The sequence below is a fragment of the Streptococcus caecimuris genome (assembly GCF_943193075.1).
Taxonomy (GTDB): domain Bacteria; phylum Bacillota; class Bacilli; order Lactobacillales; family Streptococcaceae; genus Streptococcus; species Streptococcus caecimuris.
This window is the reverse complement of record NZ_CALPCT010000003.1, coordinates 18,258-37,111: the sequence shown is the minus strand read 5'-3', so window position 1 is coordinate 37,111 and position 18,854 is coordinate 18,258. Positions and strand designations below refer to the sequence as shown.

Annotated in this window: 22 protein-coding genes and 1 pseudogene; all 23 read right to left on the bottom strand. The window is 38.5% G+C overall.

The window, feature by feature from the left end; all coding sequences use genetic code 11:
* Positions 1–16: 16 nt before the first annotated feature.
* Positions 17–3,046, bottom strand: a complete 3,030-nt coding sequence (locus NFR56_RS01805) for a CocE/NonD family hydrolase (RefSeq protein WP_251457333.1) — start codon at positions 3,044–3,046, stop codon at positions 17–19.
* Positions 3,047–3,165: 119 nt separating this feature from the next.
* Positions 3,166–5,151 (bottom strand): peptide ABC transporter substrate-binding protein, encoded by a 1,986-nt coding sequence (locus NFR56_RS01800; protein WP_251457331.1) that lies wholly within the window; start codon positions 5,149–5,151, stop codon positions 3,166–3,168.
* 403 nt (positions 5,152–5,554) lie between these two features.
* On the bottom strand, positions 5,555–6,592 hold the full coding sequence (locus NFR56_RS01795; protein WP_049506597.1) for a M42 family metallopeptidase: 1,038 nt from the start codon (positions 6,590–6,592) through the stop codon (positions 5,555–5,557).
* Positions 6,593–6,655: 63 nt separating this feature from the next.
* A complete protein-coding gene (locus NFR56_RS01790) occupies positions 6,656–7,102 on the bottom strand; it encodes a riboflavin biosynthesis intermediates N-glycosidase (RefSeq protein WP_277612643.1) in 447 nt (148 codons plus the stop codon).
* Entirely contained in the window at positions 7,089–7,733 is a 645-nt protein-coding gene (locus tag NFR56_RS01785) for a hypothetical protein (protein ID WP_251457328.1), read from the bottom strand. Before NFR56_RS01785 ends, NFR56_RS01790 begins: the two co-directional genes overlap by 14 nt.
* Positions 7,734–7,766: 33 nt before the next feature.
* Positions 7,767–8,150 carry a hypothetical protein gene (locus NFR56_RS01780; RefSeq protein ID WP_251457325.1) on the bottom strand — a complete coding sequence of 128 codons (384 nt, stop codon included), beginning with the start codon at positions 8,148–8,150 and terminating at the stop codon, positions 7,767–7,769.
* 84 nt (positions 8,151–8,234) lie between these two features.
* Positions 8,235–8,564: a hypothetical protein gene (locus NFR56_RS01775; RefSeq protein WP_251457322.1), complete on the bottom strand. Its 330-nt coding sequence runs from the start codon at positions 8,562–8,564 to the stop codon at positions 8,235–8,237.
* A gap of 269 nt (positions 8,565–8,833) precedes the next feature.
* Positions 8,834–9,256, bottom strand: a complete 423-nt coding sequence (locus tag NFR56_RS01770; protein WP_251457320.1) for a hypothetical protein — start codon at positions 9,254–9,256, stop codon at positions 8,834–8,836.
* A 188-nt stretch (positions 9,257–9,444) separates the two neighbouring features.
* Entirely contained in the window at positions 9,445–10,128 is a 684-nt protein-coding gene (locus NFR56_RS01765) for an enhanced serine sensitivity protein SseB C-terminal domain-containing protein (RefSeq protein WP_049499501.1), read from the bottom strand.
* Positions 10,118–10,366 (bottom strand): hypothetical protein, encoded by a 249-nt coding sequence (locus NFR56_RS01760; protein WP_251457317.1) that lies wholly within the window; start codon positions 10,364–10,366, stop codon positions 10,118–10,120. Before NFR56_RS01760 ends, NFR56_RS01765 begins: the two co-directional genes overlap by 11 nt.
* Before the next feature lie 26 nt (positions 10,367–10,392).
* Complete coding sequence (locus tag NFR56_RS01755) at positions 10,393–12,330, bottom strand: hypothetical protein (protein ID WP_251457315.1); 1,938 nt, start codon at positions 12,328–12,330, stop codon at positions 10,393–10,395.
* Positions 12,327–12,680, bottom strand: coding sequence for a DUF3958 family protein (locus NFR56_RS01750; RefSeq protein WP_118228051.1), 354 nt, complete (start codon positions 12,678–12,680; stop codon positions 12,327–12,329). The genes NFR56_RS01755 and NFR56_RS01750 overlap by 4 nt, the downstream gene beginning before the upstream one ends.
* A gap of 2 nt (positions 12,681–12,682) precedes the next feature.
* Positions 12,683–13,030, bottom strand: a complete 348-nt coding sequence (locus NFR56_RS01745) for a TIGR04197 family type VII secretion effector (RefSeq protein WP_200773422.1) — start codon at positions 13,028–13,030, stop codon at positions 12,683–12,685.
* 210 nt (positions 13,031–13,240) lie between these two features.
* The gene (locus tag NFR56_RS01740) at positions 13,241–13,618 is read right to left on the bottom strand and encodes a hypothetical protein (RefSeq protein WP_251457314.1); all 378 of its coding nucleotides are present in this window, start codon (positions 13,616–13,618) and stop codon (positions 13,241–13,243) included.
* A 67-nt stretch (positions 13,619–13,685) separates the two neighbouring features.
* Positions 13,686–14,183: a hypothetical protein gene (locus tag NFR56_RS01735; protein ID WP_251457312.1), complete on the bottom strand. Its 498-nt coding sequence runs from the start codon at positions 14,181–14,183 to the stop codon at positions 13,686–13,688.
* A 48-nt stretch (positions 14,184–14,231) separates the two neighbouring features.
* Positions 14,232–14,726, bottom strand: a complete 495-nt coding sequence (locus NFR56_RS01730; RefSeq protein WP_251457310.1) for a hypothetical protein — start codon at positions 14,724–14,726, stop codon at positions 14,232–14,234.
* A gap of 161 nt (positions 14,727–14,887) precedes the next feature.
* A pseudogene (locus NFR56_RS01725) lies at positions 14,888–15,172 on the bottom strand (hypothetical protein); the annotation flags it as partial.
* Positions 15,173–15,184: 12 nt separating this feature from the next.
* Complete coding sequence (locus NFR56_RS01720; RefSeq protein WP_251457308.1) at positions 15,185–15,607, bottom strand: hypothetical protein; 423 nt, start codon at positions 15,605–15,607, stop codon at positions 15,185–15,187.
* Positions 15,608–15,619: 12 nt separating this feature from the next.
* Positions 15,620–16,042 (bottom strand): hypothetical protein, encoded by a 423-nt coding sequence (locus tag NFR56_RS01715; protein WP_251457306.1) that lies wholly within the window; start codon positions 16,040–16,042, stop codon positions 15,620–15,622.
* Positions 16,043–16,137: 95 nt separating this feature from the next.
* Entirely contained in the window at positions 16,138–16,569 is a 432-nt protein-coding gene (locus NFR56_RS01710) for an Imm63 family immunity protein (protein WP_251457303.1), read from the bottom strand.
* A 104-nt stretch (positions 16,570–16,673) separates the two neighbouring features.
* Positions 16,674–16,982, bottom strand: a complete 309-nt coding sequence (locus tag NFR56_RS01705; RefSeq protein WP_251457301.1) for an ABC transporter — start codon at positions 16,980–16,982, stop codon at positions 16,674–16,676.
* 156 nt (positions 16,983–17,138) lie between these two features.
* Positions 17,139–17,723 (bottom strand): DUF1307 domain-containing protein, encoded by a 585-nt coding sequence (locus tag NFR56_RS01700; RefSeq protein ID WP_251457297.1) that lies wholly within the window; start codon positions 17,721–17,723, stop codon positions 17,139–17,141.
* 128 nt (positions 17,724–17,851) lie between these two features.
* The gene (gene galE, locus NFR56_RS01695) at positions 17,852–18,850 is read right to left on the bottom strand and encodes a UDP-glucose 4-epimerase GalE (protein ID WP_118095322.1); all 999 of its coding nucleotides are present in this window, start codon (positions 18,848–18,850) and stop codon (positions 17,852–17,854) included.
* Positions 18,851–18,854 lie beyond the last annotated feature (4 nt).

Below are 18,854 nucleotides of genomic sequence, written 5' to 3'. Positions count from 1 at the left end.
TTGCTACGGGGAGTCCTTAGGCATTTTCTCTCTTTTTGCGCCAAAAGATGAGACTAGAAGCTGTTAGACTGATCACCCCTAAGAGACCCAGAGCATGATCTTTGCTCCCTGTTTGAGGAAGGGTATGGTCTACCTGCTCTCCTCCTACTGCAGGAGTCACTTCTTGAGGATCTTCTGCCAATCCTTGTGAAACAAATTGAGGGCCATAGGATACAGCTAGTGTAAGATGAGGTTGCTCTTGTCTTGCTGATCCTGTTTGCATCTGTCCATCTTTTTCAGGAAGAGTTTGGCTTGGTTGGACAAAGTATTCTGGAGTTGGAAGCGTATACTCTTCCTTGTAGTGGACTTCTGGAGCAACTAGAGCAGCTCCTTCAACTTCTGGCAAGTTTGCATAGTCTGTATCTGTTGCACTTGGCACATAGGCTGCCTTTTGGGCGCGGGTCTTTTCGACAATTGGAATCGCCGCCTGGATAGAATCTGTCTTAAAGGTCACTTCATATGGATGCTCCACCGTTAAATCAGATGGGTCATAGGTGTTGAAAACAAGCGCTAACTTGTGACCTTTCTTAACCGTATAGAGATTTGGTTGGAGATAAACCGTGTAATCGTGGTATTCTCCAACTTTTGGCTCGATGCTAGCGCGTGAGCTTGCTGAATCGTAGCCAGACTCAGGGTTCGCAAGGTTGATCCATCCTTTAGCGATCACCTTGTACTTGGTCTTGATGGTTTCGTATTCGGCAACAGATAGGTTGCTTAAATTGCTTCCCATCCAGAAACCGTCTGCTGTTTTATCTTGCTTGACGCTACCATTTCCTACCACGTCAAAGTCCTCATCTGCCACATCTACCAAGAGGGCGTTGATTTGGAAATTCTTTCCTTGACCTTTGGCAAGAGCTGCCTTGAAATGAACGGGGATGTGGCCCTTGATCGTAGTGTCCTCAGTAACATCAGAAACAAAGGTCAGATTGGCCTTAGAGGAGGCTTTGCTGACTGTTTCATTGCGGTTAGCGATCTCAACACCTGCAGCCGCATAATCACTAGAAATTGTTTCTTCTAGACGTTTCGAGCTTGCATTCAAGAAGAGACGTTGACTGCTCTTCCAGTTATCATAGCTGGTCCACTTGCTTGGATCATAGTTGTTTTGAGCTAGGACCGCTGGCAAGCTTTCGACGTGATTGTCCACTCCGTAGAGGTAATGGGTCAGCCAAGTATTGAGCAGGTCATAAAAGTCCTGACCATTGGCGGTGATGCCGTATCCCCGTGACATAGCTGCTGGGTAGACGTGATCCCCTTGGTGGAGATAGAGCTTGACATCTTGGCCTGCTTTCTTGAGAGCATCGTACATGAGTTCAAAGTGTTTGGTCTTGACATTGTCATCATTCAAGCCATGGACGATCAGGGCGCTGGTCTTGAGATTTTCCGGATGAAGGGTATAATCCCGCTCCTTCCAGACATCGCTGTAGTTACGATCATGGGCGTACTGGTCCTTGTTCAGTTGGTTGATGTAGTTAGAATAGTTTTGCCAAATACCTGCCCAGTCGTCTTGGTCCAGCATCCGTGTGCTAACGTAAAGGGAGAGCCATGAAAGGTCACTATAAGGTGCATTACCAAACTGGGTACCTTGGCTATTGAAATAATCATACCATGAGGCGATTCCTGCTGCCGGAACGATTGTCTTTAGGCCTTCTACGCCTGTCGCTGCCACACCAAAGGTCGTGGTTCCAGCCCAGGAGAGACCTGTCATAGCGACATTGCCTGTTGCCCAGTCTGCCTTGATTTCAACATTGCTAGTCTTATCGGTGTAGGCCTTGCGTTTGCCATTAACCCATTCGATGATATTCTTAAAGGCATTGATTTCGAGATCGGATCCCGTCGTGTTAAATCCTTCTGATCCCTTGGTACCAAGTCCAGCGCTGGAGATAAAGGCATAGCCCCTGACCAAGAAATAGTCGTACCAGTTCAGATCTTCGTAGTCATAGATATACTCGTAGGGACTGTAGTAATACCAATCCGATGCCTTGGCTTTTTTGGCTGCTTCTACTGTTGTTTCACTGCTTACTGGCTGTCTCTTTGCAGGTTGGCTGTGCAGTTTCTTCATATCATAGCTACCGTCCGTTGGAAGGCCCAGGCTTTCAAGAGTGACGTAGTTTTCATCGAGCGTCCCCGCTACGTATGGGCGCGCTTCGAGAATAGTGGCTGCCTTAAAATCGCCTTGTGCTACGGCTTTTGGTAATTGAACAATGGCTTTGACTAAGTCAGGCTTGCCATCTGCATCGGTATCGTAGTCCGTTTCGACATAGACTGGGAAGCGTACAATTTGGCTATCTTCATATTTGTAGTCTTGGTCTTCTTTTTCTCCCGTCGTATAAGGGAAAATCGGCTGGGCACGACCATTTAAAAAGAGCGGACTTTTCTTTTCAGCCCGGTAGGCATCGTATAGTTTCTTAGCTGTTTCATACATCTTGGCCAATTCTGGCTGACTAACCTTACGAGTCAGATCATCAGATTTTTCAATCAAGCCTAAACTCTTGGCAAAGCGTTCGCGATCTGCTTGGCTTTGGCCCAATTGGCTAGGATCTGTTGCTGCCCATTGAAGCAAGCCATTAACAGCATCTTGGACCGTCAACTCTTTAGAGGCCTGATCCGCTGCAAGGGTGCTACCTGTAACCTTTGCCAAATCATTACTTGTTGCCGGAGCTTCTGAACTGGGAGCAGATTGAGGCCCAGCTTCCCTGTTGGTTGTTGCTGGACTTGCTACTGGGACCGTAGGCTCACTTTGTCTTGTGTGTTCTTCTGTAGCAGGGGCTACTTGATTTGCAACTGTCGTCCGATCCAGCGATGCCTCACTCAAGCTCGCTCCTTCTTCACTAGAGCTAGTACTTGTGTCACGTGCTGTCGGTCTTGCTTCAGTAGATGGAGCATGGACCACTTCTGTCGATGGAGCTAACTCTTCTGTCTGCTCATCTGCTGCTGCTACTTGATGCAAGACCATCGGTGCGATCAATAAACTTGATGCGACAATGGAAACCATTGTTTTCTTTTTCATGTCAGTCTCCTAACTTTTTGTAATCAACACTCCCATTATACTATGTAAGCGTTTTAAGATCAAACAGATATTCATCTGATCCACAAAAAAACCGAGGCATCAGCCTCGGTTATCGATCCTTATTTAACGTGTTTCTTAAGATCTTCTTGTGCTTTTTTATTTGACTCTGCTTGTTCTTTTTGCCATTTTTCAAGGGCTTTGTTGTAATCAGCACTTGTCACAGCTTTGTCTTGGAGTTTCATTCCTTTGTAGATCACGTGGTCTTTTCCTTTACCACCAGTCCATGCAAATGGAGCTGAGAATGGTTCGATACGTGTCAAGAATGGACGTCCAGTTGATGAAGAAGTTGGCATAACAAGGGCGCTATCAGTCAACCAAGCTTGCGCAGCCGCATATTTTTCATAGCGTTTGTTGACGTCTTGTGTTTCTGCACCAGCATCTTTGATCATCTTTTCAAAGTCGTACAGACCAACTTTTTTAGCTGCTTCATTGTTTTCACTTGGGTCAAATCCAAGGAAAGTCTTAGTATTTTCACCAGATGAAGCTTTCAAGATATCCATGTAAGTTGATGGGTCTTGGTAGTCAGGGCTCCATCCAACATTATCAGAGAGATCCCAGTCTTCGCCAGCCGCATTTGGTGCAAAGAGGGTCACATTTTGAAGGTCTTCTTTCGAAAGCATTTGGATATCGATGACGACATTTTCTTTACCAAGCGCTTCTTCAACTGATTGTTTGAAAGATTGCACCCGTTGAACTCTTGATGGAGTGGTTTGGTCCACAGGCATATCGATGTGAATTGGGAATTTCACACCATCTGCTTCCAAGGCAGTCTTCGCTTTTGCAAACTCTTCCTTCGCTTTCTTCGCATCGAAGAGACCGTTTTGACCATCATCTAGTTTAGTAGATTTCCACTCATCTCCATAGGTATCCAATTGTGTTTTCACCATTTCACCGAAGGTCTTGCCATCAGCTTGGACAAATGTTGGTGGAATGTAGAGGTTACGGATGATCTTGCTTGCTCCGTCTTTTCCGTTCAATTGAGCAGCATAAGCTTCACGATTGAAGGCAAAGCTGATCGCTTGACGGAAGTCCTTGTTCAAGAGGGCTTTCTTAGTAGATTGTTTTTCTTCATCGGTCTTCTTAGCTGTGTGTTTGTAAGATTGACGGTCGATGTTGGTACCAATAACATAAGAAGCGGCGTCTTGAGGAGTGTAGGTGATTTCGTCTTTGAATTCTTTGGCTTGCTCTGAGTAACCAGATCCAGTTGGGAAGAGTTTGGCCAAGCTAAGAGCATTTTCTCCGAATGATTTAGCCAATTTACTTTGGTCTTGTCCATCGTAGAATTCCAATTTCACATCTGAGATGTAGACCTTATCTTTATCCCAGTAGTTTTCATTCTTGGTCATTTCGATAGAAGATTTTGAAGTAAAGCTCTTCAAGATGTAAGGACCATTGTAAAGAAGGGAGCTGGTGTCACTTGCTTGAGCGAATTTATCCCCTTTTGATTTCACGAATTTTTCGTTGACAGGGAAAGTGATCCCAAGAGTCAATTTAGAGTTCCAGTAAGATTCTGGTTGGTTCAAAGTGATTTGAAGGGTATGATCATCAACTGCTTTTACTCCTACAGCTGAGAAATCTTTATTTTTACCACTGACGTAGTCATTCAAGCCTTTGATAGAATCTTGGATGATGTAGAGCATTTCTGATTTGTTATCAGCCGCATATTTGATCCCTGTGACGAAATCTTTAGCTGTTACATCCGCATACTCTTCACCTTCTGAATCATACCATTTAGCATCATCACGAAGTTTATAAGTATAAGTCAAGCCATCTTGGGAAACTGTCCAGTCTTTTGCAAGAGATGGAATCAAGTTACCGTATTTGTCATTTTCAAACAAACCATCAATCAAGTTTCCAGTGATATCGTGGGTTGCTGCTTTACCAGATGTGATATAGTTTAGGTTTTCTGGCTCAGTCTCATAGACATATGAGAATTTTTGACCGTTGCTTGAGCTAGATGATTTAGAACCACCCGAACAAGCAGCTAGGATACCTGCTGAAAGGAGGGCAACTCCCGCAAGTGCAATGACATTTCTTTTTTTCATGTAAAACTCCTTAAGAAATTTTAAGTTTATTTTAAGTTTATACCACAAAGATTTTCAGAAGAAAAGGAATTTTCAGAAAATTTTAGTTTTAGTTTAAGAAAAAACTACTCCGGAGAGTAGTTTTGAATAGAATCAAATACTTTTAAAATCAAGTGACATAGCGATTTATAATAATTGTAATCATTGATTTTAGATCCAAACAAAAGTATACTAAAACTTTCCGCCGTGAGAAAAAGTGCCTGAAACGTAATTGTTTCAGGCACTCGGGAGTTTTGAAACTTTAGGTTCAAAACTAAGTCATGGAACTTCGTAGAAGTTCGCTGACGTCCGTACTCACCTAAGGAAAGTTTCTAAAATAACTCTCTCTTCAATCTAAACCACTACGTAATCTAATTGTTTCTTTTTAATCTACTAAGTCGCTCTTGAGGTAGGCATCGACCATGCGCTCTGTTGCGACTACAGAATCCAAGTGAGTCCGCTCATAAGAGTGACTAGATTCGATCCCTGCCCCGAGAAGAGCATGTTTGACTTCTGCTCCTGCGCTCATGGCTGCAGAGGCATCTGATCCATAGAAAGGATAGATGTCCAACTTATAAGGGATTTCTTGGGCTTTTGCCAAGGCTACCAAATGCTGACGGAACTCGTAGTGATACGGTCCTGAAGCGTCTTTGACACAGATGGATACCGTGTATTCATCCGTCGCTTGGTCATCTCCCATAGCCCCCATATCCACTGCCAAGTATTCGACCACTTCAGCTGGAATACTAGAATTAGCCCCATGCCCCACTTCTTCAAAGACTGAAAAGGCAAAGGTGGTCGTTACTGGCAATTGGATCTGTTCTTCCTTATACACGCGCAGAAGATTCAAGAGAATCGCCGCACTCACCTTGTCATCTAAGTGGCGAGATTTGATAAAGCCAGTATCTGTCACAATGGTCCGGGGATCAAAGCTGACAAAATCACCTACTTCAATGCCAAGGGCACGGGTTTCTTTTTCATTGGTTACTTTTTCATCCAGACGGACTTCCATATTGTCCTGGGTCCGCTCGACAGTCCCTGCATCCTTGTAGACGTGACAAGAAGTCTGATGGACCAAAATCGTCCCCGAATGGGTCTTTCCTGTATTGGCTACATGGACTGTACAATTTTCCCCTTCAATCATATTCCATGGGAAACCACCGATACGGTCTAGCTTGAGGCGACCATCTGCTTTCACAGCGCGAACAATAGCCCCCAAGGTATCCACATGGGCTGTGACGTAGCGTTGCTTGTCTGTGATCACACCAGGCACGGTTACATTCACGCCGCCCTTAGCAGTCCGAGTTACTTCGTACCCAAAGCCTTCAATGGTTTTGACCAAGTAGTCTGCAATCTCTCGTGTAAAACCGGTCGGGGAAGGAATGGCTGTTAATTCCTGCAAATAAGTCACTGTCTGATTCATAATGCCTCCAAATGTGTTTTTCTTTATTCTAGCATGAAATAGGTGGAATAGCTAGAGGAGAGGTTACAGAGTTGCGTTTTTTAACTCCTCCCGCACTTGCATTAAGAGCAGGCCTAGCTTGTTCTTCCCAGAGCCATCTCCCCCATCAGCCCAGTAGGCATCATTTCGCGTATGTTCGATGATGATGGCATCTCCTGTTGCGAGCAATTCTCTTGCGATTTCGGGATTTTGTCTAAATTTCATTCGAAGGGCCTGGAGCATCACCCCATCTTTGACCTCTTCCCAATCTGGTCTCAAGGGATTTTGACGATTGCGTCCCTCTAAAGCAGCATCCATTGGTGATGCTATCTGACGAATTTTCTCTTGAATTTCGGGTACTAAAAACTTTTGTGCTTGAAAATAATGCTCTGATGTTGGCCATATTCTGCTACCGTCTGAAAAAGGGTAGGGAGCAAAATTGGACATAAAACCATACTCATCATGTACTTTATAAAATTTAATGTCTTTCACCTTTAACCTCGATTCCAAAATCTCCTAATGATTGTTGCTTTTCTTTTAATAACTGTGTCACATAATCAGGCTCTACCTTTAAGAATAGCTTCAAGGTATCATGAATTCGCCAATAATTATCCTCAGGTTTGTCCATAATGGTTGACAGAAAGTGTTTCAAGTAGGGGATGTATTCCGTATAATGTTCCTCGCTAACCAGTCGATATATTTTGAAAATATCATAATATCCAGTCTCAGCCTGTTCGATGATTTTACAAACATAAGGATAAATTTCCCCTCTAGCTATCTTCTCTTCGCCCAAATCATACCGGCTCGCCCAATAATTTACGATATCATATAGAAAAATCCGATTGGTATCATCATAACCATACAGACGATGCGAAATCATCCACTCTAATTGCCCTTGACTGAACATCTGAGTCAAGACATCAAAGCCTTCTCTAATTCCCCAAATGGTCAACAATCTAGAGGCTTGATAGCGTAAATGGTCATCATCACTGTCCAATAATGAAGTCAACTTTTGAATCGTTTCTTCAGGAACATCCTCTAGATCAACATCTTCCAATATATCTGCATAATCAACCCCTTCAGGGACTTTATAAAACAAATCTTCTAATTCTTTATTGTTCATCACTTCTCCATTATTTGGGGAATTATTTCAACATCAATCCTCTAAAGTCACTGGAAAAATGTCTTCCCCTCTTTTCATTCTTTCTTCCATTTCTTTCCATTCAAGAACTAATTTATACAGTTCTTCAGTTGGAATAAAGCAAGGGTCTCCTAAAAGTTCTTCCTCAAATTGGAAGTAAACTTCTGTGATTTCTTTTCCAACTTCGATTCCCAATAAATTACCATCGAAAGCGTACTCTTCCATATTTCCAGAAATGACAGTCTCCAAAGCTTCGCGAACATCCGAGTAAAAATTATGAACCTCCGAATTTAAAAAATTCGACAGGGATTGAAATTTTTGATCAGTAAACTTCAAGATCATCATCTGATCTGTTCGCTCATTTCCTAAAGCGACTATGGAATACGTTCTTTTCATCATTTTTACCTCTGTGGCTTCTGCATTCTTTCAATTTAAAATACATTTAATTGTATTATTCCCTGTTACTTGAAATAATCTATTCCCTTACCATCCATTCTCGTGATAAAATTTATCCACTAATTCCCAATCGTAATCAGAAATAGCTGAATGATTATCAACTTTCCTTACGTCAATTCCTAATTTTCTTAATGCAGCTAAAGACATATGTCCTAAACAAATTGGTCCTAAAACTGAATCATTGACAGACAGTTTGACAGAAATTTCTATTAATTTATGAATCACGTTAATATCATTGTTCTTACTGTTAACAATTTCTTTAATGATATGATAGGAGACTATAGGATTTAAATCTATGTTATTTATTAAGTCCTCTTTTTGATATGTTTTATCTTCAATTTTTTTAAGAATATTCATTATATGCTCCTTATTATCTTAAATAATTTGTCGATAAATTTCTCTCGCTCATATAGATCTTAAATAAACTGTTAGCTATATCCTTGTAACCTAATCATTCTTTTTTTTGATCTTTTAGGAATTTGAATCATCATGTGAACTAAAAATCGTCAGGTTCTTTCAGTGTGAGTCTTGGAATTCTGTCAATATTTTGCGATTCATTTAGTCCACTTAAAGTGAAAACAGGAACTTGCCTACAACTAACAGTGTATAAACAAGTTCCTCACAGGCTATTTCAATGGTGATACATAATCATCTGGAAGTTCTCCTTCAGATTCAATCCACTGCTTCTCAGCAATCGGAATCAACTCTTCAAGTTCTTCCTTAGAAAAAAGTTTCCTATTTTTAGGGACATCTATCAAAGAAGCTGGATGTTTGCTTATAAATTTTCTTCTAGATTCTCTTCTCTCTTCTTCCGTTGGTGGCCAACAATCATTCTGAATCTTCCAAGAAACTTCGCGTATCGTTCTCTCACCACTCTCTAGTAAGGAAAATAACTCATTTGGCAATTCATAAACCACACGCCGAGAGGCAATTCCTCCCTCCTCAGTAACGTAATAAAGATTATTACCATCTCTCCATATATGCTGACCGTATACTTTTACCTCTTCAAACTGGATAACATCTTCCCAGCCTAATTTACTATGTTCCATGTATGTTCTCCTCTCTTGGTACTAATATCTTTCATAACACCTTCTGGGATATCTCCTGGGAAAGTTCGTCCAGTTGACCTCCACCAGTCATTGGCTCCGGCTTCTTTCCCACTTGGTATGGATATCCCTTTTTCGCTATTACTTCTGGAGTTCGCATTGAGATAGAACAGTACATATTTAACAACATGTTATAAACGACGTTCGTAGATTGGTAATACATCTCTTGTTATATCATACGAAAAGTCAGTTTTTAATTGAAGGAAATCTATAATTTCATTTTTTGGGAAAAGAGAACTTGCCTCTCTAGAAAATTGAGTGATTATCAAATTAAATTCTAAACAATCAATAACAAATAGCCAATGAAAATTTGTTTCTGTTGCTTTTCTAATCTTTAACAGAAAAACCCTGTCAATTACTTTGAATTTTTTAAAAACATCAACAAATTTTTCTAATTTTTCAAAAATTGGCTCATTTGATATTTCCGATATAATCTCGACGCTATCTTCTGAAAATGATTCAATAATATTTTTTAAATCATCTAATCTTATATTAAAGTTAGTAGTTCTAGGATTTATAGACACTCCACTAAATTTTTTTAATCTAATTACTAGATCAGTAGCATTTTTGATCGATATTTCTAAATATTCAAGTTCTCTGTCTTTTCCCTTAATATCAGTTTCCTTTATGTAAAGGGGTAAAAAGTTTAAATCATTACTATCTACTACACTATTAATAGTTAAATTTTGTTGATCATCAATACTGATAGGGCACAAAAATTTTGTCTGTAATAATTCTTTAAATAATTGTATCTCTATACTTTTATCATAACAAATTCTTAGATTCGTTATCAAATCAATTAATTTATTTTCCATCAATTTTCTTTTTTAACTCTTTCTCTAATTGTTTTAAGACTACTAAAATTTCGCTTTTATAATCCATAGTTTCATCTACAAATCTTCTTGCTAAACTAAAAAAACTAATATCACCGATATTTTCTCCTCTTCCTATACGCTTAGTTAAGTTATATATATCCTGTATAATTCCCGGGTATAACTTCTGACTTGGATATTCAAAGTCAATTAAATCTTGTAATTTGTCTGCATACTTCATATATTTGTTTTCCATAATTCAAAACCTCAATTTGGTACAATTCGTATATCCACTATCCAGTCTAATGGCCATTTATTTGGTAATAAAACTTGATCCGCCCCTCCTTTTAATATAAATCCTGAGGAATTTATTGTTTGAGGAGCAACTTTTCCAATATTTAATTCTACTCCCTTTGGAATCTTTATTACTGCTTCATATTGTCTCGTATTCTTCCATTCAGGTAATAGTGCAGTATCTATTTTAGCTTGTATACGATTTGAAGCAGGGGTTGTAGTTACAAACCCTCCTCCAGCATCAGAGTATCCACCAAATGTTCGATAGAGTGTTACTTCCTCTGTCGTAACAACCGTCCTATAATTACTATCTGTAAAGGATTCTCCAATCCAATCTGGTAATTTTGCTTTATCAACAATTTTGACTTTACTATCTAATAAAGTTGGATACTTTATCAATGATTCCTTCGCCAGATATTGGTCAAAGTTACTGGATTCCCTAGCAATTTTGCTTTCTTCTATATTTCGTAAAATATGTTCACGATCATAAGTTTTTGCTGGTTCTGATATAGTTTTAACATTGGTTTCTACCTTAGGGTTCACCTCAGGAATTACTGGTTTCCTATTGACAAATGGAACCTTCCCTTTTACTTTACTAAATACATCCGAGAAAGATGTGTAGGGTTTATTGTAGTACTGATTATATCCAACATAAGATGTATACAAGGTACTTGCTAGTTGGAGGCTATCAGTAAAAGCTCTCACCTTCTTGATATCTTTTGCACGATTGATTTCTTCCTGTGTAGCAGGTTTGCCTGTAAAAGGATCAATACCTTCTTCAATTATATAATAATCATATTTAGTTTGAAAAGCAGGATCTCGCCAACTGAGCATTTTTTGACTATCTAAAAGGAAATAGCGGTCTAGTAGGTAATCATAATTAGCTCGCTCTGTTTCAGATTTAAATAGTTGTGCATATGGATTCACATGAGCCATGGAGATCAATGTTTTAAGTTCTGGGTAGGCCTCTTCTAACGCTTCTTGATCCATTGCATCGATACGTTTCTTAAATTTTGGGTCCACCTTGGCTAATTCTGAAGGTAATAATCCTAAGTGATCATCCTTCACTTCATTATACCGCTTCCAAATTAGTTTCACATCCTCAAAATCCATAGTAGCAGTCACATTATCGCCTTGTCCCATTGTAAGAAACCTTTTATAGGATTGAATTACAGTACCATACTCTTCCTCCAGTTCTGCACGTGACATTTTTGAAAGTTTTTCCTCTAACGTTTTAACTTTCGGATTCTTCACTTTGTTCAGAATGGCTTGTCGTTTTTGCCATCCTAAAGAGATTGTTTGCTTCCACGATAGATCAGTTCCACTACTTGGAGGCAAATAGGTTCCGCTAGCAGCATCCCATGATTGTGCAGCTTGGGCAAAACCATTTTGAACGGCCAATAAATACCGCTCTGAATTTAAAAAGATAGTTGGAGATACTGCATTAAAAGTAAGCAGGCTAATTAATATTTTCTGTAATTTTTGTTTTGCTCCTTCTAATACGGCTATGGATACCGAAAGATTTAGAAATGCTGAAATCTTATTATCCGATTTTGTTTCCATTAACTGTCTTAGACTGGAAATCTTTTGATCTGCTTCCCTAATTTTTTCTTCTAAATTCACTTGACGCCAACTTTTACTATCTACATCAGAGGTATATTGACTGACAAATTTTTGACACTCCTCCGCCAGTGATTCTTGGTACAAGACAATCCCTTGGATTAATGGAATTACAGTACTTGTAATATGCGCCTTTGCTGAGTCGTAAGCATGCCCTTTTAACTCTTCTTCAGCTACAAAATTTTCAAGAACTTTAATCAATTCAATATTCTGTTGCACGCACTGGGCGGATATACTAGATAAACTAGTTGCCTGACTTTTAGCGGATTCTAGATACATATCTATACTCATGTGATTTCCTCCGTCACTAATCGTCTTTTTTCTTGGTGAATCGAATCTAACTTCATTTCAATAGATTTATGTTCTTTCCGAAGTTTTTCTAATTCTTTATCCAGACTGTATTCCATTATTCTCACTTGATGCTGGAATTCTAACTGATCATCCATCATTTGACTTTGATATCTGCTACCTTCGAAAAGAAAATCTAGATCATTTAACCAATGTGAATCATTCAACAGCTGATCCATTACTTCCATTTTCTTCGAATCTAATTTTTCTATCCGCTGGTATAAGTCCCACTCCTTATCTGAAAGTTGTCGTTCTTTCTCATGGAGCTTATTCCATGTATCTTCTACATTCATATCTAATCCTCTAACACATCTAAGTATTTTGATTTCGCTTCATTTGAGAATGATGGCTTAGACTGAATAGTATTCAGAATATTTAAATTTTGACGAATCATGGCATCCTTATCTTCAAATTGCTCAGCTAAGCTATGGATATTTTGAATCATATTCACAATATGATTCGATAGCTGAGTCTGAAGATTCTCAAATTGACTAATACCATTTTTAGCACTATTATTACCAGCAACTGTCGTTTGTTCATCTCTTTGAACTGTAATAGCTGAATGATTATTGGCAGATCCTATTGCAGTAGCATGCTTAGCAGCCACCGAAAGATCACTTTTTACGGTGTATTTATCTCCCATTCATTTCTCCTTTAAATTTTTTCATATTATAACATCTTTCACAGCTATAAAAAAGCCTAGTTAGTGGTATTCCCAGCACATTCGCTCACACAAAAAACTCAAGCCGACTGACTTGAGTTCCTTATTATTGATCATTGCGGAATTCATACCAAACTTAGGGTGTTAAATAGAATAGCTTGAGGAGAGGTTACAGGGTGAGGTTTTTCATCATTAATCCTCTAAAGTCACTGGAAAACAATCTTCCCCACTACGCATTTTACCTTCCATTTCTTTCCACTCTAAAACTAATTTATACAGTTCTTCAGTTGGAATAAAACAAGGGTCTCCAAGGTTTTCATCATCCATTTGATAATATACTTCTGTTTCTTCTTTACCTATATCAATATTGAGCATATTACCGCCAAAATCAGACGCTTCTTTTTGACCTGTAACAACTGCCTCTAATTCTTTATAAATGTGAGGGTAAAAATTATGAACTTCTGTATCAAAAAATTCGCACAAGGTTTGATAATAGGGGTCATAAAAACTTATCATCAATCTAGTACTATTGTTTTGATATTTGAATATATCATATTCTCTTTTTAACATTTGTAACGTCCTATATCCTTCTATTTATTTACTGCTAGGTAAAGTTAGAATCAACTTTTTTAAATTATTAAAGTTTAAAACTATCTTTTAAATCTTCATATTCTTCATCTTTTAAATCCAGCAGTATGATAGTTACTAATCTTTCGTCTTGAGAAAATCCTAAACAGACTCTCCCGTTAACTAAATAAAACTCCTCTTCTAGATCGATTAACTGGATCTTTAACTTATCTTTAGACAAGAATACTTCAAATGACTGGTCTAGATCATGTAGACCATTGGAAAACGAAATATCATCAAGAAAAACAGGGCATCCTTGTTTCATTTCTACGTTTTTTAGAGATAGTTTCTCAACTAAGCTGACCTTTGATGATTGAACTAGAATAATATTGGTTAATTGATAAGAGGTTGCATCCAATCCAATTTCGAGTAAGTTTTCATTTTTTACCAATCGAAAATAATTCTTATCTGAATAAGGAGGTATATTGGTTACTTCAATCGAAAGAGGAGTATAGTAGTCTACTTTGACATTGTAAGGATGTTGAACCAAACGACCTAATTTTAACATACTAAATTCCTTTTGAGGATAGAGAATCCTTTATTTTGAATTGCAAAATTACTGAGCTATCTCGGACCAGAATGCAATCTGTGGTAAGACCGTTAGCTCAGTTCCCTGTGTTATTGTTTTACCTTTTAAGAAATCTGTTAAACTTGCTGAATAATAAATAATTTCTGATCCAACAATTGAGAATACCGGTGAAACCGCAGTAGGTTTACAAGCAATATATCGATGGCCAACTATCGGCATTAAAGCAAGTGCAGATTTCATTTTACTTTTTATAAAATGATGAACATCATGAATGGTATTTGGACATTCTCCCCAGTTATCATTCCATTCAATATCATCTATTTCATCCGCAATCTCCACCATCACTTCTTTCATTTGTTTCTTTAAATAGTCAGTGTTTTCTCTTGAAAAATCTGCCCAGTTATACCATCCATTTGGAAGTTGTTCAAGATCACGATACACTTGCTTAAATTCAAGAGGCAAAAGCACCCCATAAATTTCTTCAATTTTTGTAAAGACTTCATCTGTATATTTGCTAATCATATGCTACCGTATTCTATTAAATGTTTGATAGTGATCCTCAGTAAACCAAATTGAAGCATCATCACCAATGGCTATTCGTTCAGGGCCCCGAGATTTATCTTTTTGATAAGGATGAACATCCAATTTGTTACCATAAAACAGCTCCATAGCTACAGTTCAGCTTCTGGGAATTTCCTCAAGAATTTTCTATTAGCTTCTTCTTGTGTCACGTTCGGTGGCCAACAGTCGTTTTTTAGCTTGAAATGAATTTCTGTCAGTGTTTTTTCTCCAGACTTTAATAATTGAAATAGTTCTAATGGGAATTCATAGACTACCCTCTGTTCAGCTATTCCTCCTTCATCTGTAACAAAAAAATATTTCTCATGATGTCGCCAAACATGTTGACCATAACCTTTTATTTCCTCAAACATACTAACGTCTTCCCATTCTAGGTTTGTTGGTTTCATTTTATACCTCCCTTACTTAAGCGGCGATACATAATCATCTGGAAGTTTACCTTCAGATTCGATCCAAATCTTCTCTGCAATGGGCATTAACTCTTTTAATTCTTCTTGTGTAAAAAGTAATTGATTTTTCGGATTAGCTATCAGTATCTTTGGTCGTTCTTTGGCTCTTCCTCTTTTAATTTTATTGATTTCTTTTTCCGTTGGGGGCCAGCAATCGTGCTTAATCTTCCAAGATATTTCGAGTAGTGATCTCTCTCCACTATCTAATAAGGCAAACAGCTCATTTGGTAATTCATAAACCACACGCTGAGAAGCAATTCCTCCCTCCTCATCAACATAATAAAGATGATTACCATCTCTCCAGATATGCTGACCATAACCTTTTACTTCTTCAAACTGGATAACATCTTCCCATTCTAGGTTTGTTGGTTTCATTTCATACCTCTTTTACTTAAGTGGCGATACATAATCATCTGGAAGTTTGCCTCTCCAGTCAATCCACATTTGCTCAGCAATCGGAATTAATCTTTTAAGCTCTTCCTGAGTAAATAATTCTCTAGTTTCAGGTATATCAATTAATGATGTGGGACTCTCTTCTATGAATCGTTTCTCACTAGCTTTCTTTTCTTCTTCCGTCGGTGGCCAACAGTCATTCTGAACTTTCCAGGAAACTTCATGTAGTGTTCTCTCTCCACTCTCTAATAGAGCAAATAATTCTTGTGGGAGTTCATAGATTACTAACCAAGAAGCTACGGTGCCTTCTTCTAAAACTAAATAATATTTGTCCTCATTTTTCCAAATGGATTTTCCATATCCTTCAATTTCCTCAAATTGGGTAACATCTCCCCATTCTAGGTTTGTTGGTTTCATTTTATACCTCTTTTACTTAAGCGGTGATACATAATCATCTGGAAGTTTGCTTCTTCAATCAATCCACATTTACTCAGCAATCGAAATGATACGAATTATTCATGCTCTCTTTCGTACCATGAAGTATATAATGGACTAATCTTTTCAAATAATTCCTTTTCATATCTATATCTATTCTCTTGTACTTTCTCAACTAATTGACTAACTTTTTCAAATTCATTATTTTTGATCAAATTATCAATTAAATCTACATCTTTTTCATCAATGTTATGTGATGAAATATTTTTAATGATTATCTTTAAAATTTGATAAGTTACCTCGTTATCATCTAATTTGGAAATCTCAGATGTTATTGCCCCTCGTTCAGTAAAGACTAGATTATATCTTCCATTTCCATCCTCTATTACAGAAATTCCCTCCGGATAGTAGGGAGGTTGTTTTGAAAAATAAATTCCAAATTCATCTAATTTTAAATTTCCAATTTTTGCAACTTCGGATTCAATTTTGTTTTTTAATTTTATTAGCATTTTATTATTCCTATTTCAATCTATGTAAAATTCTACCTTTTTCTAATTCATAAATCGAGTTCTAATTTTAATACCTTTACATAATCCATTAATATCAGCAAAGGTTACCGTTCCAATAAATAATTAGCAATAACCTTTTTTAATTCGGTAATAGTCTCATTAGTCTGTTTGCTTAATTCAACATCATTATTCCAATAGTAAATATCAGAAAGTCCCCCATGTGGTGGAAAAAGGGCTTGATAAATTGTCAATTTATCTCTTAGACTCATTTCTTTATTAGTATTTACATATTCTTTCAAAATATGTAGCTCATCCACTTGTGGACCAATATTTTTAATATTATATTTGTCAATGATAGACAACAAATGATCGATCGCTTCTATAAAAGTTTCTTTCATACTACTATTCATCATTAGAACAACCTCATTAACTACTGCTTTTTTTTCATACAACAGTTAAGTTAAACTTCTTTAAACTCACCTTTCCTTAAATCCTATTCTACCAAAATATGCCCATGAATTCATGCCAAACTAAAAAAGAGCAGCAAACTGAGCTGCTCTCCTTTTGGTTTATTTTTCGACCATACCGCCCTTGATAAGACTGTCTTTCGTTACTGAATAACTAACTGTTTTGTCATCTAGGGGATTAAAGCCTGGGACGATTTCTTTTAATTTATTAAAATCGATTTTTGTGTAATCAATGGTATTGCGGATATAAAAGATTCCGTCTTTGTATTCTGATGTCAGTTCAAATCCATGGCCCATCAGATCTTTGAATTTTTCTTGGCTCTTAGCAACGGCTTCTTTCATGGTTTCAAGAGGGTTCTCACCAGGCACTTTTGAGACGTCGTAATCATCAACTTTTTCTTGTAATAACAAGGTATCTCCCTTGTAATACAAGGTGATAGTTGACTTACCTGCTTCATCACTCGTTTCGAGAACGGTTTTTTGTGCACCTGCTAGTGCATCTTCTTTTTTGCTTTCATCAGTTGATGACTCTTTTGTCTTTTCTTTAGCTGATGATTTGCTTGATGCTTTACTGGTCGCCTTAGTAGACGATTGACTAGTAGATTTTGTAGTCTCTTTTTGTGCGCAACCAGCTAAAAGAAGACCCGCTGTCAAGAAGACGGCTAACATTTTTGTGGTTTTATTCATTTTGAATACCTCACTTTTTTATGATGGTTAAGGAAATGACTGACGTCTGAAACGAGTCATTTAGCAAGATCAACTGTCGTTTTAGATGTTATTAAAAAAGTCTCAAAAATGATGTCCGCAGTCCCTCCTTATCGATCATTGTAGCCATCTGGGTGGCTGGAATGCCAAGCCCAGGCTGTTTGGATAATGGTTTCGATATTGTCAAATTTGGGTTGCCAACCGAGGATGGCACGCGCCTTCTCAGAGGATGCGATCAAGGTATCTGGATCTCCTGGTCTGCGATCGGCCAGCTCAAGTGGGATCGGATGTCCTGTCACCTTGCGAGCAGCTTCAACGATTTGAAGATTGGAGAATCCAGTCGATGAGCCCAGATTAAAGGCGGTCGATGGGTTGCCATTACGCAGATACTCCACTGCTAAAAGATGGGCATCTGCCAAGTCAAATGGATGGACGTAGTCCCGAACATTGGTGCCATCTGGTGTCTGGTAGTCATCTCCAAAAATAGAGATCTTTTCGCGTTTGCCTTGGGCCACTTGCAAGACGATCGGCAAGAGATGGGTCTCTGGTCCATGGTCTTCTCCGATAGATCCGTCAGGCTTGGCACCCGCTACATTAAAGTAACGAAGGGGCACATACTTGATCCCGTAGGCTTGATCGGCCCAGCGCATGATGGTTTCCATCATGAGCTTACTTTCGCCATAAGGGTTAATCGGTTTTTGTGGAGTGGTTTCAAGTATCGGAATTTCTTCTGGAATGCCGTAGGTGGCAGCAGTTGAAGAAAAGACGATGTAGTGCACCCCACATTCATGCATGACTTCCAAGAGTTTGACCATGCCTGCTGTATTGTTATCAAAATATTTCAATGGATCGGCCATGGATTCAGCGACCAGTGAGTAGGCCGCAAAGTGGATGACCGCATCGATATCTGCATGTTCCTTAAAAACAGTGCGCATAAAGTCTTGATCCGCCAGGTCTCCTTGGTAAAAGACGGCATCTGGATGCACCGCTGCACGGTGACCTGTGACCAGACTATCGACCACGACGACTTTTTCCTGTCCTTCATTGACCAAGCGGTCAACCATGTGGGAACCGATATAGCCAGCTCCTCCGAGTACGAGTATTGCCATTTGT

What these genes read in the sequence shown, in the direction of transcription:
- NFR56_RS01710 (WP_251457303.1), bottom strand. Translation starts at nt 16,569, where the DNA reads ATGCTAATAAAATTAAAAAACAAAATTGAATCCGAAGTTGCAAAAATT.
- NFR56_RS01755 (WP_251457315.1), bottom strand. Translation starts at nt 12,330, where the DNA reads ATGAGTATAGATATGTATCTAGAATCCGCTAAAAGTCAGGCAACTAGT.
- NFR56_RS01800 (WP_251457331.1), bottom strand. Translation starts at nt 5,151, where the DNA reads ATGAAAAAAAGAAATGTCATTGCACTTGCGGGAGTTGCCCTCCTTTCA.
- NFR56_RS01745 (WP_200773422.1), bottom strand. Translation starts at nt 13,030, where the DNA reads ATGGGAGATAAATACACCGTAAAAAGTGATCTTTCGGTGGCTGCTAAG.
- NFR56_RS01780 (WP_251457325.1), bottom strand. Translation starts at nt 8,150, where the DNA reads ATGATGAAAAGAACGTATTCCATAGTCGCTTTAGGAAATGAGCGAACA.
- NFR56_RS01785 (WP_251457328.1), bottom strand. Translation starts at nt 7,733, where the DNA reads ATGAACAATAAAGAATTAGAAGATTTGTTTTATAAAGTCCCTGAAGGG.
- NFR56_RS01700 (WP_251457297.1), bottom strand. Translation starts at nt 17,723, where the DNA reads ATGAATAAAACCACAAAAATGTTAGCCGTCTTCTTGACAGCGGGTCTT.
- NFR56_RS01770 (WP_251457320.1), bottom strand. Translation starts at nt 9,256, where the DNA reads ATGGAACATAGTAAATTAGGCTGGGAAGATGTTATCCAGTTTGAAGAG.
- NFR56_RS01775 (WP_251457322.1), bottom strand. Translation starts at nt 8,564, where the DNA reads ATGAATATTCTTAAAAAAATTGAAGATAAAACATATCAAAAAGAGGAC.
- NFR56_RS01730 (WP_251457310.1), bottom strand. Translation starts at nt 14,726, where the DNA reads ATGATTAGCAAATATACAGATGAAGTCTTTACAAAAATTGAAGAAATT.
- NFR56_RS01750 (WP_118228051.1), bottom strand. Translation starts at nt 12,680, where the DNA reads ATGAATGTAGAAGATACATGGAATAAGCTCCATGAGAAAGAACGACAA.
- NFR56_RS01715 (WP_251457306.1), bottom strand. Translation starts at nt 16,042, where the DNA reads ATGAAACCAACAAACCTAGAATGGGGAGATGTTACCCAATTTGAGGAA.
- galE (WP_118095322.1), bottom strand. Translation starts at nt 18,850, where the DNA reads ATGGCAATACTCGTACTCGGAGGAGCTGGCTATATCGGTTCCCACATG.
- NFR56_RS01740 (WP_251457314.1), bottom strand. Translation starts at nt 13,618, where the DNA reads ATGTTAAAAAGAGAATATGATATATTCAAATATCAAAACAATAGTACT.
- NFR56_RS01760 (WP_251457317.1), bottom strand. Translation starts at nt 10,366, where the DNA reads ATGAAGTATGCAGACAAATTACAAGATTTAATTGACTTTGAATATCCA.
- NFR56_RS01795 (WP_049506597.1), bottom strand. Translation starts at nt 6,592, where the DNA reads ATGAATCAGACAGTGACTTATTTGCAGGAATTAACAGCCATTCCTTCC.
- NFR56_RS01705 (WP_251457301.1), bottom strand. Translation starts at nt 16,982, where the DNA reads ATGATGAATAGTAGTATGAAAGAAACTTTTATAGAAGCGATCGATCAT.
- NFR56_RS01735 (WP_251457312.1), bottom strand. Translation starts at nt 14,183, where the DNA reads ATGTTAAAATTAGGTCGTTTGGTTCAACATCCTTACAATGTCAAAGTA.
- NFR56_RS01720 (WP_251457308.1), bottom strand. Translation starts at nt 15,607, where the DNA reads ATGAAACCAACAAACCTAGAATGGGAAGATGTTATCCAGTTTGAAGAA.
- NFR56_RS01805 (WP_251457333.1), bottom strand. Translation starts at nt 3,046, where the DNA reads ATGAAAAAGAAAACAATGGTTTCCATTGTCGCATCAAGTTTATTGATC.
- NFR56_RS01765 (WP_049499501.1), bottom strand. Translation starts at nt 10,128, where the DNA reads ATGGAAAATAAATTAATTGATTTGATAACGAATCTAAGAATTTGTTAT.